Source organism: Lapidilactobacillus mulanensis, assembly GCF_003946215.1.
In the GTDB taxonomy this organism is placed as follows: Bacteria; Bacillota; Bacilli; order Lactobacillales; family Lactobacillaceae; genus Lapidilactobacillus; species Lapidilactobacillus mulanensis.
The window spans coordinates 41,182-57,303 of record NZ_RHOW01000013.1 but is presented as its reverse complement, the minus strand read 5'-3'; the positions used below and the strand labels follow the sequence as shown (position 1 = coordinate 57,303).

The 16,122-nt window shown below is 43.1% G+C and carries 13 protein-coding genes, 1 pseudogene and 1 riboswitch; of the genes and pseudogenes, 12 read left to right on the top strand and 2 right to left on the bottom strand.

The window, feature by feature from the left end; genetic code table 11:
- Positions 1–275 precede the first annotated feature (275 nt).
- Positions 276–2,276, top strand: a pseudogene (nagE, locus tag EKM67_RS04985) (N-acetylglucosamine-specific PTS transporter subunit IIBC).
- Positions 2,277–2,345: 69 nt separating this feature from the next.
- Here nagE and EKM67_RS04980 read toward each other — a convergent pair.
- The gene (locus EKM67_RS04980; protein WP_225417319.1) at positions 2,346–2,567 is read right to left on the bottom strand and encodes a DUF2929 family protein; all 222 of its coding nucleotides are present in this window, start codon (positions 2,565–2,567) and stop codon (positions 2,346–2,348) included.
- 197 nt (positions 2,568–2,764) lie between these two features.
- Between EKM67_RS04980 and dnaE the strand changes: the two genes are divergently transcribed.
- The 11 genes from dnaE (at position 2,765) to EKM67_RS04925 (ending at position 15,767) form a co-directional block, all read left to right on the top strand.
- A complete protein-coding gene (gene dnaE, locus EKM67_RS04975; protein WP_164506567.1) occupies positions 2,765–6,103 on the top strand; it encodes a DNA polymerase III subunit alpha in 3,339 nt (1,112 codons plus the stop codon).
- Positions 6,104–6,280: 177 nt separating this feature from the next.
- Entirely contained in the window at positions 6,281–7,240 is a 960-nt protein-coding gene (gene pfkA, locus EKM67_RS04970; protein WP_125577864.1) for a 6-phosphofructokinase, read from the top strand.
- Between the two features lie 80 nt (positions 7,241–7,320).
- On the top strand, positions 7,321–9,090 hold the full coding sequence (pyk, locus tag EKM67_RS04965) for a pyruvate kinase (RefSeq protein WP_125577862.1): 1,770 nt from the start codon (positions 7,321–7,323) through the stop codon (positions 9,088–9,090).
- Positions 9,091–10,057: 967 nt separating this feature from the next.
- A complete protein-coding gene (locus tag EKM67_RS04960; RefSeq protein WP_125577873.1) occupies positions 10,058–10,522 on the top strand; it encodes a DUF441 domain-containing protein in 465 nt (154 codons plus the stop codon).
- A gap of 7 nt (positions 10,523–10,529) precedes the next feature.
- The gene (locus tag EKM67_RS04955; RefSeq protein WP_125577860.1) at positions 10,530–11,402 is read left to right on the top strand and encodes a CvfB family protein; all 873 of its coding nucleotides are present in this window, start codon (positions 10,530–10,532) and stop codon (positions 11,400–11,402) included.
- Complete coding sequence (gene xerD / locus EKM67_RS04950; RefSeq protein WP_125577858.1) at positions 11,395–12,282, top strand: site-specific tyrosine recombinase XerD; 888 nt, start codon at positions 11,395–11,397, stop codon at positions 12,280–12,282. The genes EKM67_RS04955 and xerD overlap by 8 nt, the downstream gene beginning before the upstream one ends.
- 37 nt (positions 12,283–12,319) lie before the next feature.
- On the top strand, positions 12,320–12,700 hold the full coding sequence (locus tag EKM67_RS04945) for an N-acetyltransferase (RefSeq protein WP_125577856.1): 381 nt from the start codon (positions 12,320–12,322) through the stop codon (positions 12,698–12,700).
- A gap of 5 nt (positions 12,701–12,705) precedes the next feature.
- Positions 12,706–13,461 (top strand): segregation and condensation protein A, encoded by a 756-nt coding sequence (locus tag EKM67_RS04940; RefSeq protein ID WP_125577854.1) that lies wholly within the window; start codon positions 12,706–12,708, stop codon positions 13,459–13,461.
- Positions 13,458–14,114 (top strand): SMC-Scp complex subunit ScpB, encoded by a 657-nt coding sequence (gene scpB, locus EKM67_RS04935; protein ID WP_225417316.1) that lies wholly within the window; start codon positions 13,458–13,460, stop codon positions 14,112–14,114. The genes EKM67_RS04940 and scpB overlap by 4 nt, the downstream gene beginning before the upstream one ends.
- Complete coding sequence (locus EKM67_RS04930) at positions 14,086–14,817, top strand: pseudouridine synthase (RefSeq protein ID WP_125577869.1); 732 nt, start codon at positions 14,086–14,088, stop codon at positions 14,815–14,817. Before scpB ends, EKM67_RS04930 begins: the two co-directional genes overlap by 29 nt.
- A gap of 148 nt (positions 14,818–14,965) precedes the next feature.
- Positions 14,966–15,088: riboswitch (FMN riboswitch) on the top strand.
- A 109-nt stretch (positions 15,089–15,197) separates the two neighbouring features.
- A complete protein-coding gene (locus EKM67_RS04925) occupies positions 15,198–15,767 on the top strand; it encodes an ECF transporter S component (protein WP_125577852.1) in 570 nt (189 codons plus the stop codon).
- A gap of 99 nt (positions 15,768–15,866) precedes the next feature.
- Here the strand turns inward: EKM67_RS04925 and EKM67_RS04920 are convergent, their stop codons facing one another.
- Positions 15,867–16,109 (bottom strand): ferredoxin, encoded by a 243-nt coding sequence (locus EKM67_RS04920; RefSeq protein WP_125577850.1) that lies wholly within the window; start codon positions 16,107–16,109, stop codon positions 15,867–15,869.
- Between the last annotated feature and the right edge of the window lie 13 nt (positions 16,110–16,122).

Genomic DNA, 16,122 nt, shown 5'->3' with positions numbered 1-16,122 from the left:
AAGCCGCTTAGAAACAGATTCAACTTTATATTATTTCATTTGTCAACTTGACAGGGCCTAGTGCACGGTTAGGTCTTTTTATGCATACATCTCCCAAATTAGCCTAAAAATCTTGTGGTATACCAAAAATAAATTAAAGTGGTCAAACAGCTTGTTCGATTGTTAAATCGGTATAGACCATATCGAAAACAGTTAAAAACGTTTGCACAAGGGCGTTTCTAAGTGTATATTAAGACAGTTAAAAGTTTTCTATCAGATTCGAGAGGAGTTTTCACATGAAGTCATATCTCCAGAGAATGGGGCGCTCATTACAACTCCCAGTCGCCGTCTTACCAGCAGCATCATTAATCGTTGGTATTGGTAACTGGTGGGACTCAGTGCACCCAGATGCTATCTCTGCTTTCTTGCAAGCGGGTGGTAATGCCATCTTGGGGCAACTTGCATTACTTTTTGCCGTTGGGCTTGCGTTGGGCATGTCTAAAGACAAGGATGGTTCAGCTGCTTTGGCTGGTGTTGTTGCCTATTTCGTGCCAGTTTCAATTTTGGCACCAGACTCAGTTGCAACCTTGATGGGAATTAAGGTCGGCGCAGTTGATCCTGCATTTAGCCACATTGCCAATAACGTGTTGGTGGGTATTATTGCAGGTTTGATTGCCGCAGCTTTATATAATCGTTTTCATAATACAAAGTTACCAATGGCCTTTTCGTTTTTCAGTGGAAAACGCCTAGTTCCAATCATGGCCTCCGTTGTTATGTTAGGGGTCACGGTGATTTTAATGTTCGTTTGGCCACCCGTTTATGATGCGCTGGTTACATTTGGTAAAACATTTGTCAGCATGGGTGCAGTTGGTGCCGGTCTTTACGGTTTCTTCAACCGTTTATTGATCCCAACTGGCTTACACCAAGCTTTAAATTCGGTGTTCTAGTTTGATGTTGCGGGTATCAATGATATCGGTAAATTCTTATCGTCACAGGGGCCTAAAGGTATCACCGGTATGTATCAAGCTGGCTTCTTCCCAGTTATGATGTTTGGTTTACCAGCAGGTGCTTACGCAATTTATCGTAATGCACGTCCTGAGAATAAAAAAGTAACGGCCTCATTGATGTTGGCCGGTGCGTTTGCATCATTCTTTACTGGTGTGACTGAACCACTAGAATTCTCGTTCATGTTCGTTGCTTGGCCACTTTATGTTCTGCACGCAGTTTTCATGGGACTCTCGTTGGCTTTTGCGGCATTTATGCATTGGACCGCAGGATTTGCATTTAGTGCAGGTCTAGTCGATTATGTGCTTAGTCTGAAAAATCCGATCGCCAACCAACCGTACATGCTGATCGTGCAAGGCTTGGTCATGGCAGTCATTTATTACTTCGGATTTAATTTTGCCATTAAGAAATTTAACTTAATGACACCTGGTCGCGAAAAAGTTGAAGCTGCTAGTGTCGATGACGCCGCAGTTGCAACCGATTCGACTGATGATAAGTACATGATTCAGGCGAAGAAAATTTACGCCGCAATTGGTGGTAGCGACAATATTACCAACATCGATAATTGTACGACTCGATTACGATTGCAACTTGATGATACAGACAAGATCAATCAAGGTAAGATCAAATCGGCCGGTGCAGTCGGTGTGAATGCGTTAGACAAGACTAACTTACAAATTATTATTGGTACCGAAGTTCAATTTACTGCCGATGCTTTAGCTAAGCTTTACGAAGAAAAGGCGCCAGTTGCAACTGCTAGTGAAGATCAAACCACTGAAACACCGGCTGAGGAAGCTGCAACGGTTTCTGAACCGAATGTTCATTCAGGTGCAACGGATGACTTCTATAGCTTGGCAGATGGCGAGCTGTTGGATATTGAAGAAGTTTCTGATCCAACTTTTGCACAAAAGATGATCGGTGACGGTTATGCAGTTGAACCAACTTCTGGCGAGATCGTTTCACCAGTTAGTGGTAAGATCACAACCATCTTCCCAACTAAGCATGCTTTAGGTATCACAACTGAGAATGGCTTAGAAGTTCTTGTCCACATGGGCTTAGACACCGTTGAATTAAACGGTAAGCCATTTGAACTACACGTTTCTGAAGGTGAAAGTATCGAACACGGTGCGAAATTAGCAACCGTTGATCTTGATGCCATCAAAGAAGCAGGTAAGAAAACAACAATGCTTGTCGTGGTTACGAACATGACGGCAGTCGGCTATTTCAAATTTGCAACTGCTGATCGTCAAGTGACGACCGACGAAGCTGTTTTGAAAGCAACTGTTAAATAAATCTAGAATCAAAAAAGAACGGCAAGTTGATCAATGATCAACTGCCGTTCTTTTTTGTCGAATATTTACTTATTTAGTCTCTGATTTAGAATCGGAGTCATTCGAATAGGTGCCCTTCATAATTTCGGGAACAAAATTTAAAAGCAAGCCAAAAATCGCAAAGACAATCGCGCTCAACGCAATATTGACACCACTCTGATCGAGCTTAGCACCGATAAAACCGGCAACGACACCTAGGATCACTGCCCAGACGACAACGACGACACGTTTCACGGTCAACCCTTCTTTCACTTTCAAGACTCCATTCTAGCATAATTATTTTCAAAATACCAAGAACAATCATGAAAGTAGCTGAAAAATTGTGTGTCAACAGCAGCTTTTATGAACGGGTTGAAAAAATAGGACGCCACAAAAAATGTTTAGTCAGCGGTAATGTTGTTAATTTAAGCGTCGATTTTGTTATAATGGCAATAGAAAGAGGTGCGACCATGACTTTTGTTAATTTACAGGTTCGAAGTTGTTTCAGCTTATTACAAAGCTCGATCAAAATCGATGACCTGGTTAAATCAGCCCAGGAATTCGGCTATCAAGCGCTCGCACTGACTGATTTAAACACGATGTATGGTGTTGTCCATTTTTATCGATCAGCGAAGGATGCGGGAATTAAACCAATTATTGGTCTGACGATTCAGGTCGCAGGTGTCATTTCCAGCGAGAAAACATTTGACGTCATTTTATTGGCGAAGAATAATCAAGGTTATCATGACTTATTTCGGATTTCTTCTTTGAAGATGACCCAAGCACAATTAACTTGGTCAGATATTCAGCCGTTTTTAGCAAACGTGATTGCGATTGTTCCCCCTAACTTGGGCGAAACTGCGGAATTGCTGCAAGCAGATCAAGAGATCAAAAATAACTGGTACAAACAAGTTAGCGTCGGCTTTAAAAACGTCACCGAACAACTTTTCGTGGGTGTTTCGACGCGCGGCGCATCATCAGCGACGCAGCAACAGTTTCAACAGCTTGCTACTGACTTCAAGCTACCGCTGGTTGCGGTCGACGATGTGCGCTATTTACGCCCACAAGATACGTTTACCAACGAAGTTTTAGCTGCCATTGATCACGGCGAACAACTGGACGATCCGGTGATGCGTGCGAATCAACAGGGCACTTATTACTTAGATACGAAGGCGAACGTGGAAGCTCGTTATCAACGGGCTGGTTTGACCGAGGCAATCGTCAACACACAGAAAATTGCGGATCAGTGTGAAGTCGAATTAGAATTTAAACGCGCACAGCTGCCTCGTTTTGAGGTTCCCGAAAACACAACGGCGGCAACTTATCTGCAAAGTCTCGCTCAGGCAGGTTTGAAACGGCGGGTCGGTTCAGAAGTCTCGGATGATTATGAAACCCGGCTGAAATATGAACTCGAAGTGATTATTTCAATGGGATTTGCGGATTATTTTCTGATTATCTGGGACGTGATTCGCCATGCGCATCAGGTGGGGATCATGACCGGACCTGGTCGGGGATCCGCTGCCGGATCGTTGGTGGCTTATAGTTTGGGGATCACTGAAGTCGATCCGTTGAAATACGATCTTTTATTTGAACGGTTTTTGAATCCAGAACGAGTCAGCATGCCGGATATCGATTTAGATATTCCAGATGATCGTCGCGACGAGTTGATTCAGTACATGCACGACCGTTACGGTGATCAACACATGGCGCAGATCATCACCTTTGGCACGTTGGCCGCTAAGCAAGCACTGCGCGATGTGGGACGCACTTTTAACCTGACTCAGATCGAAATGGGTGAGTGGTCGAAGGCCGTACCGAATCAACTTAATATCACGTTGCGAGCTGCTTACAAACAATCAGAAGGCATTAAGAATTTAGTTGCAGGCAGTGAAAAAAATAAATTGTTATTCAAAACAGCGCTAGCAATTGAGGGATTGCCACGGCACTATTCAACTCATGCTGCGGGAATCGTCTTGAGCCAATCTGCATTGACGGATACAGTTCCCGTGCAGGATGGCAGTGAAGGTATCAAGCTCACCCAGTTGCCCAAAGGCGATGTCGAAGCACTCGGATTGCTTAAGATGGACTTTTTAGGCTTGCGTAATTTGAGTATTTTGAATCGGACGGTTCAATCCATTCAACAACACCATCCGGAACTGGGCGATTTCGATCCGCGTAAAATCGATCTCGAAGATCAGGAAACCTTGACCGTTTTTCAAAAAGGTGACACAGACGGTGTATTTCAGTTTGAGTCCAATGGTATTCGCAGTGTTCTGAGACGCCTGCATCCCACGCAATTTCGCGATGTTGTGGCGACGAATGCTTTATATCGGCCAGGCCCAATGGAGAATATTCCCACATTTATTGCTCGGAAAAATGGCAAAGAAGCAGTCTCGTATCCAGTTCCTGAACTGAAGGATATTCTAGCGGACACTTATGGCGTGCTGGTCTATCAAGAACAGATCATGCAAGTGGCAGTTAAGATGGCCGGATTCACGCTAGCGCAAGCCGATAACTTGCGGCGCGCCGTCAGCAAGAAAAAGAAAGCCGATTTAGATAATGCCCGCGCAAGTTTCATTCGTGGTTCAAAACAGCAAGGTTATCAAGAAGACGTGGCGACGACGGTCTACGATTATATCGAACGCTTCGCTAATTATGGCTTTAATAAATCACATTCCGTTGCCTACAGCATGATCGCCTTTTGGTTAGCCTATCTTAAAGTCCATTTCCCAGCCGAGTTCTTCTTGTCCTTATTGAACGCCAATTTAAATAATGATCGCAAAATTGCCGCTTATCTGCAGGAATTGCGTAATCGTAAAGTGAAAGTGGCGGGGCCGGATATTAATTCAAGCGAGGCGGAATTCACTTTAGCCGATGGAACAGTTCGTTTCGGATTCGAATCGATCAAGGGAATTCGGCGAGACTTTATTCATGCCATTACCGACGAACGTCAAGCTAATGGGCGTTATGCCAATCTTGATGATTTTCTCAAACGTCAAACGCAACGTTATCTGAAATTAGATCCCATTAAAACTTTGGCTCAGGTCGGGGGCTTCGATAGCTTTGATCATAATCGTAAACAAGTGGTGACCAATATTGAAAATCTGATCGAGAGCCTGCAGCTTTCAGGTGATAGCGTGCCATTATTCGATGTCCTCGCGCCGAAAGTCGAGCAAGTCAGTGACTATTCTGATCAAGAACGAATCGAATTAGAGAAGGATCTGTTAGGCGTTTATCTTTCGGGCCATCCACTTTCAAATTATCAACAAACTTTTACAAAAAATAACGCCACAACTGTTGCGCAACTGACCGAGCAACCAGCCACTTTATTAGTTTATATTCGCCACGTCAAAACGATTCGAACAAAACGAGGCGAACGGATGGCGTTTGTGAGCGCGGAAGACTTAACCGATGATATTGAAGTCACGGTTTTCCCACGGACGTTTCAGAAGGCACAATCCTATTTGGCAACTGGCAAGGTAGTCTTGCTACGTGGAAAATTGGATTCACGGCCTGGACAGGGTGGCAAGCAACAGTTTATTGCCAATGAGATCGACCTCGCCGCGCCTGACCAGAAACCTGCAACTTTATTTTTGCAAGTTGCTGCTGATCGAGACCAGCCTGTAGTCAGGGATGAAATGAAAAAACTGCTTTTAACGCATCATGGATTTTCACAGGTGATTGTTCATTTCGCTGCTGATCACCGCAATATTCAGCTAGGACAACAGTATCAAGCAAATGTCTCTGGTGAACTGATCGAGAAACTGGCACAGCTTTTAGGTGGTGAAAATGTGGTGGCTAAGCATTAAATTTTCTGAAAACTAAATTTTCATAAGGATATCTAAAGACAATTTGTGCCAAAGGTGGTAATATTAAATTGTTCGTGTTGAGCAATGATCGAATTTGGATATTCCAAGAGCAATTTTGGTGATTTCGTTCATTGAGCTCAACCAAGTATGAGATTATTCTTAATCTGAGGTGAAAAAATGAAAAAGATCGGTATTTTAACGAGTGGCGGCGATGCTCCAGGTATGAATGCTGCTATTAGAGCCGTTGCTTTACGAGCTTTTGATGAAGGTCTTGAAGTTTTTGGGATCAATTATGGCTTCGCTGGTTTAGTTGCTGGTGATGTCTTCCCATTAACACGCGAAATTCTCGCGGATAAGATCGCCCGTGGGGGTACATTCCTATACTCTGCTCGCTATCCTGAATTTGCTAAGGTTGAGGGTCAGCTGAAAGGTATCGACCAACTCAAGAAGTTTGGTATCGATGCGTTGGTTGTTATTGGCGGCGACGGTTCATATCATGGTGCGTTACGCATGACTGAACATGGCTACAATACAGTTGGTTTGCCAGGAACGATCGACAACGATATTCCTTACACAGACTTTACGATCGGCTTCGATACGGCATTAACAACTGCTGTTGATGCGATCGATAAGATCCGTGATACAGCAACGAGTCACCAACGTGTCTTCGTTGTTGAAGTGATGGGTCGCGGTGCCGGAGACTTGGCATTGTGGGCTGGCGTCGCTGCTGGTGCTGAAGCAATCGTTGTTCCTGAAAAGGAATACGATATTGAAGCAATTTCTAAGAAGCTGACCGACTATCGCGAAGCTGGTCATGACAATGCGGTGATCGTTATTGCAGAAGGTGTCATGAGCGCCGCTGATTTCAAGGCTGAATTGGATAAACACGGTGATTTCGATTCCCGTGCAACAACGATCGGCCACGTGCAGCGTGGTGGCTCACCAACGGCTCGTGATCGTGTTTTAGCTAGCAAGATGGGGAACTACGCCGTTGAATTGTTACTCGCCGGTAAAGGCGGCTTGGCGATCGGTATCGAGAACAACCAAGTCACTGAACATCCGATGGAAGAACTGTTCGATGAGAAGCATCATGCTGATTTAGACCTTTATGATATGAACAATAAGTTTAATCAGTAATAATGTTAGGGATTCCCAATAATTTATGGTAAAATGGCTTTGAAAAGCTAAAAAAAAATATGTTAGGAGCGTTTTTTTACATGAAAAAGACCAAGATTGTTTCTACACTTGGACCCGCAAGTAATGACGTTGATACTATTGTTAAATTAATCGAATCAGGAGCTAACGTTTTCCGCTTTAACTTCTCACATGGTGATCATGAAGAACATTTATCACGGATGAACATGGTTCGTGAAGCTGAAAAAATTACCGGCAAATTAGTTGGTATCGTGCTTGACACTAAAGGTGCTGAGATTCGGACAACTGATCAAGAAGGCGGCAAGTTTGAAGCTAAGACTGGTAATGTGATGCGCATTTCAATGGATGCTACTTTAGTTGGTAATCCTGACAAAATTGCCGTTACTTATCCTGGTCTTTATGATGATACACACGTTGGTGGCCATGTCTTGATCGATGATGGTTTAGTTGATCTTAAAATCACGGCTAAAGACGAAGCTAACAAAGAATTAGTTACCGAAGTTCAAAACGACGGTAAAGTTGGCTCAAAGAAGGGTGTTAACGCACCTGGTGTTGAAATCCGCCTCCCAGGTATCACTGAAAAAGATGCCGACGATATTCGTTTCGGCTGTGACAATGATATCAACTTCATTTCTGCAAGTTTCGTACGTAAAGCATCTGATGTCTTGGACATCCGTCAAATTCTTGAAGAAAAACATGCTGACAACGTTAAGATCTTCCCTAAGATCGAATCACAAGAAGGTATCGACAATATCGATGACATCTTGAAGGTTTCTGATGGTTTGATGGTTGCTCGTGGTGACATGGGTGTCGAAATTCCATTCGAAAACGTTCCTTTCGTTCAAAAAGCTTTGATCAAGAAGTGCAACGCTTTAGGCAAGCCAGTTATTACGGCTACACAAATGCTTGATTCAATGCAAGAAAATCCTCGTCCTACACGTGCCGAAGTTACCGATGTTGCTAACTCTGTCTTAGACGGTACTGATGCAACGATGCTTTCTGGTGAAAGTGCTAACGGTGACTACCCTGTAGAATCTGTTGCAACTATGAACCGTATCAACATCCGTACTGAAGAAGAATTGCAAAAACGTAATACTTTAGCATTACAACGTTTCGAAGAATATAAAGGTTCTAACACAACTGAATCTATCGGCGAATCCGTTGTTCGTACTGCTGAAGAATTACATGTCAATGCAATTGTTGTTGCTACTTCATCAGGTTACTCAGCTCGTATGATTTCTAAATATCGTCCAAATGCTAATATCTTAGCTGTTACTTTTGACGAAAAGACACAACGTAGCTTAACTGTTACTTGGGGTGTTACTCCTGTCTTGGCTGCTAAACCAGAATCAACAGACGAAATGTTTGAAATTGCTGCTCAAAAGGCACAAGATCTTGGTTTCGCTAAAGAAGGCGACTTGATCTTGATCGTCGCTGGTGTTCCGGTTGGCGAATCTGGTACAACTAACTTGATGAAGGTTCAATTAATTGGATCTAAGTTAGCTCAGGGCCAAGGTGTCGGCGACGAAACAGTTGTTGGTAAAGCAGTTGTTGCTTCATCAGCAAAAGAAGCAGTTGACAAAGCAACGGATGGCAGCATCTTAGTTGTTAAGACAACTGACAAAGATTACTTGCCAGCAATCGAAAAGGCAAGCGCAATCGTTGTTGAAACAGGCGGCTTGACTTCTCATGCTGCTGTTGTTGGTATCGCAATGGGCATTCCTGTCATTGTTGGTGCTGCTGAAGCAACTTCATTAGTTAAAGATGGCGAATTGATCACTGTTGATTCACGTCGTGGTGTTATCTACCGCGGTGCTTCAAATTCACTTTAATCTTTAATGAATTGAATTAAATTGATTATTAAAGAGCTTGGCTGAAAAGCCAGGCTCTTTTAATGTTTTTAACGGGTTAAACCTAAATTAGTTTAGAAGGCTTTGTTTGCATTTTGCTGTGAGAGTGATATTTGAAAACTTTAAACCGATTTATGAAGGCTTTGTTTGCGTGAGGTAGGATTTTATTTGGTTCCGTCAGAACGCTCCAGAAAATAGTTGCGTCTCGCTGTGGGGATGACTTCAAGCCTTTTGAAGCCCACAAAAGTCTTGAAGATCACCCTTGTTCTAGCGGGACTATGGTTTGGTGGGTAACTGCGTTGTTAGTCAACTCATCGAAGAACATTTAGAAAATAATTTAGTCCCGCAAGAACAATTTCACTGCGAGTCGCAACTTTTTCTTCCGCGTTCTGACTCATCTTGGCAGTTTTATAGTGGTTACTCTAGTCAACGTCTAGTCCGGTGCGACTGATTTGTACCGCAACTTTAATTTCTAGAAGACGAAAGGCGGACTGGTTCATCACTCAGACTTTTAAGTTGAACTATTTAAAGTAAAGGCAACAATGTTAATCATTTTTGAGGAACCCTGTTATTCAGATCCTAGCCTAACCAAAATAGGATTAGGCAGAAGTTGCGGAAGAAAATAGTGGGATTGCAGTGGTATTTCTGTTAATGAGCGTACTTTGCTAATTTACAGAAAGGGGAAATGTGAGATCCGGCGATTTTCCGGAGCTCACATTTTAGGCGGAAAACTTTTGGCGCACTTCCAAAAGCTTGCAGCCGTCCCCACAGCAACTTCCCACTATTTTCTGGAGCAACTTCTGCCGAAGGTAGATAAGATTTTAAGCATTTGCCATGAAATCCACCATAGATAAAGCCCTGATCCGACCAACATTTTCTTTACCGTTTCTTAATATCGGTTTTTTTGGTACAATGGATGCAGAGACTTTTTATGAAAGTTGGTGTGCGTGTGGAAAGCTGGCTTTTTCTTAGCTTAATATTGATCGTTGCCTTATTAAGCCATAATCAATCTTTAATTATTGCGGCTGCGGTTGTCTTGGTGATCAAGCTTTTACCGCAATCGAACAAAGTTTTTGGATTGCTTTCAGCACAAGGAATCAATTGGGGCGTTACTATTATTTCGGTCGCGATCTTGGTACCGATCGCCACTGGCAAAATTGGATTTCGTGACTTACTCAATGCGTTTAAGACACCCGCAGGTTTTATTGCGGTCGGTTGCGGCATTCTCGTGGCAGTTTTGTCGTCCAAGGGCGTTGGTTTACTGGCACAGAGTCCAGAAATTACGGTTGCGTTAGTTTTCGGAACAATTATTGGTGTGGTTGCTTTTAAAGGCATTGCTGCTGGCCCGGTAATTGCTTCAGGTATGACATATGTTTTTATTACGATAATGAATTCGGCGTTAAGTCGATTGTGAGGTTAAAATGATAAGTTCAGGTTCAATTATTACAGCGGTTGTCAGTGATCAAAACGATGAGGAATTTTATGTGCAATATGAAGGAGAAACCTTGCGTTTGCACAGTCCCAAATCAGATTGGCAGCTTAAAGACGAAGTGACAGGATTCGCGTATGAAAATATGAAGGATCAGTGGGTGTTGACGACTGAAATTTCCGCGGTTGGGATGGATCGTTATGCTTACGGCGAGGTCGTTCAAGCGCGTCGTGATCTGGGTGTTTTTATTAACATTGGTTTGCCAGACAAGGATGTCGTTTTGTCATTAGATGATCTGCCACTCATGCATAATTTATGGCCGCAACAAGGCGACCGCTTGATGATTTCGTTGAAAACGGATCATAAGAATCGTTTGTGGGCGGATTTAGCGACTGATGATGTTTTTAAAGAAATCGGTCACTTTAGTCCGTCATTTGAGCGCAACGAGACCGTTACTGGGATTGTTTATATTACCAAACGAGTCGGTTCGTTTTTGATGTTAAATGATCTTCGTTTAGGATTCATTCATGAGAGCGAACGAGACGAGGAACCTCGCATGGGTCAGGAAATTACTGGCCGTGTGATCGGCCGCATGCAGGATGGTCGTTTATCGATCAGCTTGAAGCCATTTGCATTCGTGGAGATTCAAGAAGATGCGAAAATGTTGTTGACGATTTTGCAACGCGATCCTACGCATGCCTTTATTTATCACGACAAGAGTGATCCAACTATCATTAAAGATTACTTTGGGATCAGTAAGGGTGCGTTTAAGCGCGCTCTAGGTAATCTGTTGAAAAATGGGTTGATCACGACTGATGATACGGGCACCAAGTTGACACCTAAAGGAATCGAGTACGTTGAATAACGCACTGGTCGATTATTTACGTTCACTGACGATCGAACAAGGGTTAGCAGAGAATAGTATTGCTAGCTATCGACGCGATTTGGAACACTTTATTAACTGGATCCAATCGCAAAAATTAGATGGTTTTCCAGAAGATGCTGATGTGATCAGTCAATATTTGAATCAATTAGTGATTGAAAAAAAAGCCGAAAACAGTCAAATGCGGGCCGTTTCGAGTTTGCGTCATTTTTATCGGTGGTTGTTTGATCGCGAATTGATCACGCATGATCCGATGCAAACAATTCCGTCACCTAAACGCGGTCAACATTTGCCAGTCGCACTGAGTATGGCCGAAGTTGAGCAGTTACTGGCTGCACCAAATATTAATAAACCACTTGGACTGCGTGATCGCGCAATTTTAGAAGTGATGTATGCGACCGGTTTGCGAGTCAGCGAGTTGGTCAATCTTCAATTGGGTGATTTGCATTTGGAAATGCGACTGATCCAAACGATCGGTAAGGGGAATAAAGAACGATTGTTGCCGATTGGTGATGTAGCAATCGATTTTATTCAGCAATACATGCAAGAAAGTCGACCGCGACTAATTCGCTCCGACCATTATGTTGGTGCGCTTTTTCTTAATTTTCATGGCCATTCGATGTCAAGACAAGCCATTTGGAAAATGATCAAAAAATATATCGATCAGGTTGGAATTAAAAAGAATGTGACCCCGCATACGTTACGGCATTCGTTCGCAACGCATTTACTAGAAAATGGGGCAGACTTGCGTGTTGTTCAGGAATTGTTAGGACATAGCGATATTTCAACAACTCAGATTTATACGCATATTACTAAGCAACGGTTGTTGGATGTTTACCAGAAATCGCATCCGCGCGATTAACACGATCAGTTCTTGTTGAACGATATGGAGGTATTTAATGTTAGTTAAGTACAAACAGGATTATGAGAAGATTGCTTTAGGGCTGCTCTCATTTACGCCGGATCTCAAGGACTTCGAGCGTTTATCTACAGAATTGGCAGCCTATAGTTCAGAAGAGAACCGCCAACTATTTTTATGGAAAAATAGCCAAGGCGATTTCGTCGGCATCGTTGGGGTTGAAGTTGAGCCCACTTATGTGATGTTACGTCATCTTGCGTTCACACCTGATTATCGGCATCAAGCGACACAATTCGAAGTTTTAGATGCAGTCCATCTTTTTTTCGAAGGCAAACGCATCATGTCACCTGTTGATATGAGCGAGCTGTTGACTGCTTGGGAACGCCATTGTGCTGAGAATGCGCAAAATAACGAGGCATAACGATTATGGCGACACAAGAATTACAATTACAGTTGACCAAGTTTGAAGGTCCCTTAGATCTATTGTTGCAGCTGATCAAGAAACAAGAAATCGATATTTATGATATTCCGATTGCCCAAATTACGGATCAATATCTCGCTTATTTGAACTCAATGGAGAAACTTGAACTCGATATCGCTGGTGAATATTTGGTGATGGCTGCAACCTTGATGGCTATCAAGAGTCGCTTCTTATTACCACAATCGAAAGTTGCGCAATTGGACGCTGGTGATGCAGAACCGATCGATCCACGGCAAGCGTTAGTCGATCAATTATTGGCTTATCAAACTTATCAAGAAGTCAGCCATTTCTTGGCGCGACAATCTCAACAGCGTGCCCGTTATTTCACCAAGGAAGTTTCAGCCATTCCCCAGCAACCGATTCAGCCTTTGCCAAAGGGATTGGTGACAACAACAGAGCTAGGCGCCGCGCTCAGTGGTTTATTGGCGAAACAAGCGCAAGATGTTGCATTCGTCAATCAAACCATTGATCGCGAGGTTTTTTCGATTGAAGCGGCACAGGAATTGATCTGTACCCAAATAAAAGCTGTTGCTGGTCATCGACTGCGTTTTTCTCAGCTCATTCAAGGACAAACCACGCGTCAACAAGTGATTTCTTTATTTCTGGCGTGCCTTGAACTCATGAAGAATAAGGTGATCACTTGCTATCAAGATGGTCTGAACGAGGAGATTCGGCTGAACTGGGAGGGGATGAAGGCGTGAGTCAATATCAAGGCGAAATCGAAAGCATTCTGTATACGCTCGGCGATGATGGGATCTCTTTGAAAAATTTAGCGTCGATCCTGGGACTGCATGCCAGTGCGGTTCGTCAGTTGCTTGAGGAATTACAAAAAGATTATGAGCAACATGACGGTGGCATCACGCTGATTCAACATCATGATATTTATCAAATGGCGACCAAACCGCAATATGCCCCGATTTTACATCAGTATTTCAGCGAACATCAACCGACCAGTTTGAGTCAGGCCGCTCTCGAAACAATGGCGATTGTTGCCTATCAACAACCTGTCACTAGGATCGACATTGATCAGATCCGAGGGGTCAAAAGTACCGGCGCCCTGCAAACTTTGATTTCTCGGCAGATGGTTAAAGAAGCTGGTCGTAAAGAAGTTGCGGGCCGGCCGATTTTGTACGAGACGACTGCATACTTCCTAGATTATTTTGGCTTGAATTCGGTGAATGATCTGCCACCGTTGTCTGAATTTGGTTCCGGTCAGTTTGATCAAAATGGTAATTTAGATTTATTTTTTAAGAACAAGCAGCAATCTGCAAGTTCAGAAACAGTAGAAACGAAAGAGGAGCAAGAAAATGAAACCAACGGAATCGATGCAACGGCTTCAGAAAGTGATCGCTAATGCTGGCGTGACGTCACGTCGCAAGGCTGAAGAAATGATCTCAACCGGTCGGGTCACCGTTAACGGTGAAATCGTGCGCGAATTAGGCACCAAAGTCGATGGACACGCTAAAATCGAAGTTGACGGCGTTCCTATCGACAAACAGCAGAAGACAATGACCTTTTTATTTTACAAACCACGTGGGGTTATTTCTGCCGTCAGTGATGATAAAAATCGTAAGGTGATCACAGATTATTTCGCAGATCAGGATGCGCGTTTATATCCGATCGGCCGCTTAGATTACGATACATCTGGCTTGATCTTGGTGACCAATGATGGTCAACTCGCTAATTTAATGATGCATCCTAAGTTTAAAGTCGACAAAACATACATGGCCAAGGTGGAAGGCATTCCCACGGCAACTGCCTTAGCAAAATTACGTCAAGGGGTTTCAATTCACAACCGCAAAACAGCCGAAGCGAAAGTCTGGATCGAAAATAAAAATCAGACTAAAAACACCGCACTTGTGGGTTTGACAATTCATGAAGGAATGAATCATCAAGTGAAGTTGATGTTGCGTGATGTCGGTTTCCCAGTCATGAAATTGAAACGCGAAAAAGTTTCTTTTCTTGATTTAACTGGACTACAACCCGGCGAGGCGCGTCAGCTGAGTCATGAGGAAGTTGATCGTTTGTATCGTTTGGCAGAAGGTAAGAACGTATAACACACGAGTTTGCGCACTCACAGAACTAATGCCACAGAGCTCATGAGACGTTGATTGTCACTTCTTTCAACATAATGTACAAGCCCCAAGGAATAATTATTGCTTACTCAATATAATCTGATATAATAACGTTGTACTTAAATATTTGGTTTGTCTTCAGGGCAGGGTGTAATTCCCGACCGGCGGTTAAAGTCCGCGACCTACTTGCAAAAGTAGCCGATCCAGTGCAATTCTGGAACCGATAGTAAAGTCTAGATGGAAGAAGACAGTCTTATTTGTGAACGATGCAGATTGGCTGTTAGTCCCTGACTAACAGTTTTTTTATGCAAAAATTCCAGATAGCGTCTAATTTGAAGACAGCCGTTAAAGGGAGCGTTTAAATGCGTGATCATCGGTTGAAAACATTAGTTGGGATCAGCATGTTCGGAGTTTTAAGTTATTTGATCATGTTGATCGAGATTCCAATATTACCAGGGTTTCCATTCTTAAAATTGGATTTTAGTGATTTGATTGTGTTGTGTGGACTCTATATTTTCGGATTTGGTGGTGCAGTTGCCACCGCGTTGATTCGAGCATTTCTCCATCTGATCATGACTGGATTTGCAGTTCCGTCTTTGATCGGTGAATTAGGGTCCGTTGTGGCGAGTATTGCGTTGATCGCCGTTGTTTATTTGTTTATTAAAGCGGCCAAAGATTGGCAACGGAAAATTTTGATGATCATCACCAGCACTATTGTCTTGACCCTAGTGATGGCCGTGATGAATTACTTCGTCTTAACGCCATTGTATGTGAATGTGACGGGGTTCAAGATCGGCATGGATTATCTGAAATACGTCTTGATTGCGATCGTACCGTTTAATTTGATCAAGGGTGTTTTAGTTACCGGCGTTTTCACGCTAATTTATGCGAAAATCGGTGCTTGGTTGAAGATTCAAAAGAATAATTATTAAATCTATTGGCCAATCAGGGTGGTCAAAAAAGAGTCGCAACGAATTGTTGCGGCTCTTTTTTGCATCTAACGGCTTGAAATTATCTGATAACGATTTATTTCAGTCTGAATTTTTGTTATCCTTAGGGAAAGGCTGGTCATTGCGGAGAATTGCGCCGGTTGGACAAGCCGTGTAGGCGGCTTTAAAGCTCGCCAAAAGTGGCAATGGAATTTCCTTAGTCCCTTGATTATTATCAAGTTTGACGTAAGCAATGCCATCTTCATCATAGCCAAAAATTTCCGGTGCCTTCAACTGGCACAAACCACAAGCAATACATTGTTCTGGAACGACTCTTGTATACATTTTGTCCTCTTTG

Excerpts from the sequence above, each read along its gene's own strand:
- EKM67_RS04930 (WP_125577869.1), top strand. The coding sequence starts at position 14,086 with ATGCAACGGCTTCAGAAAGTGATCGCTAATGCTGGCGTGACGTCACGT.
- EKM67_RS04925 (WP_125577852.1), top strand. The coding sequence starts at position 15,198 with ATGCGTGATCATCGGTTGAAAACATTAGTTGGGATCAGCATGTTCGGA.
- EKM67_RS04945 (WP_125577856.1), top strand. The coding sequence starts at position 12,320 with ATGTTAGTTAAGTACAAACAGGATTATGAGAAGATTGCTTTAGGGCTG.
- dnaE (WP_164506567.1), top strand. The coding sequence starts at position 2,765 with ATGACTTTTGTTAATTTACAGGTTCGAAGTTGTTTCAGCTTATTACAA.
- EKM67_RS04940 (WP_125577854.1), top strand. The coding sequence starts at position 12,706 with ATGGCGACACAAGAATTACAATTACAGTTGACCAAGTTTGAAGGTCCC.
- pfkA (WP_125577864.1), top strand. The coding sequence starts at position 6,281 with ATGAAAAAGATCGGTATTTTAACGAGTGGCGGCGATGCTCCAGGTATG.
- pyk (WP_125577862.1), top strand. The coding sequence starts at position 7,321 with ATGAAAAAGACCAAGATTGTTTCTACACTTGGACCCGCAAGTAATGAC.
- EKM67_RS04955 (WP_125577860.1), top strand. The coding sequence starts at position 10,530 with ATGATAAGTTCAGGTTCAATTATTACAGCGGTTGTCAGTGATCAAAAC.
- EKM67_RS04920 (WP_125577850.1), bottom strand. The coding sequence starts at position 16,109 with ATGTATACAAGAGTCGTTCCAGAACAATGTATTGCTTGTGGTTTGTGC.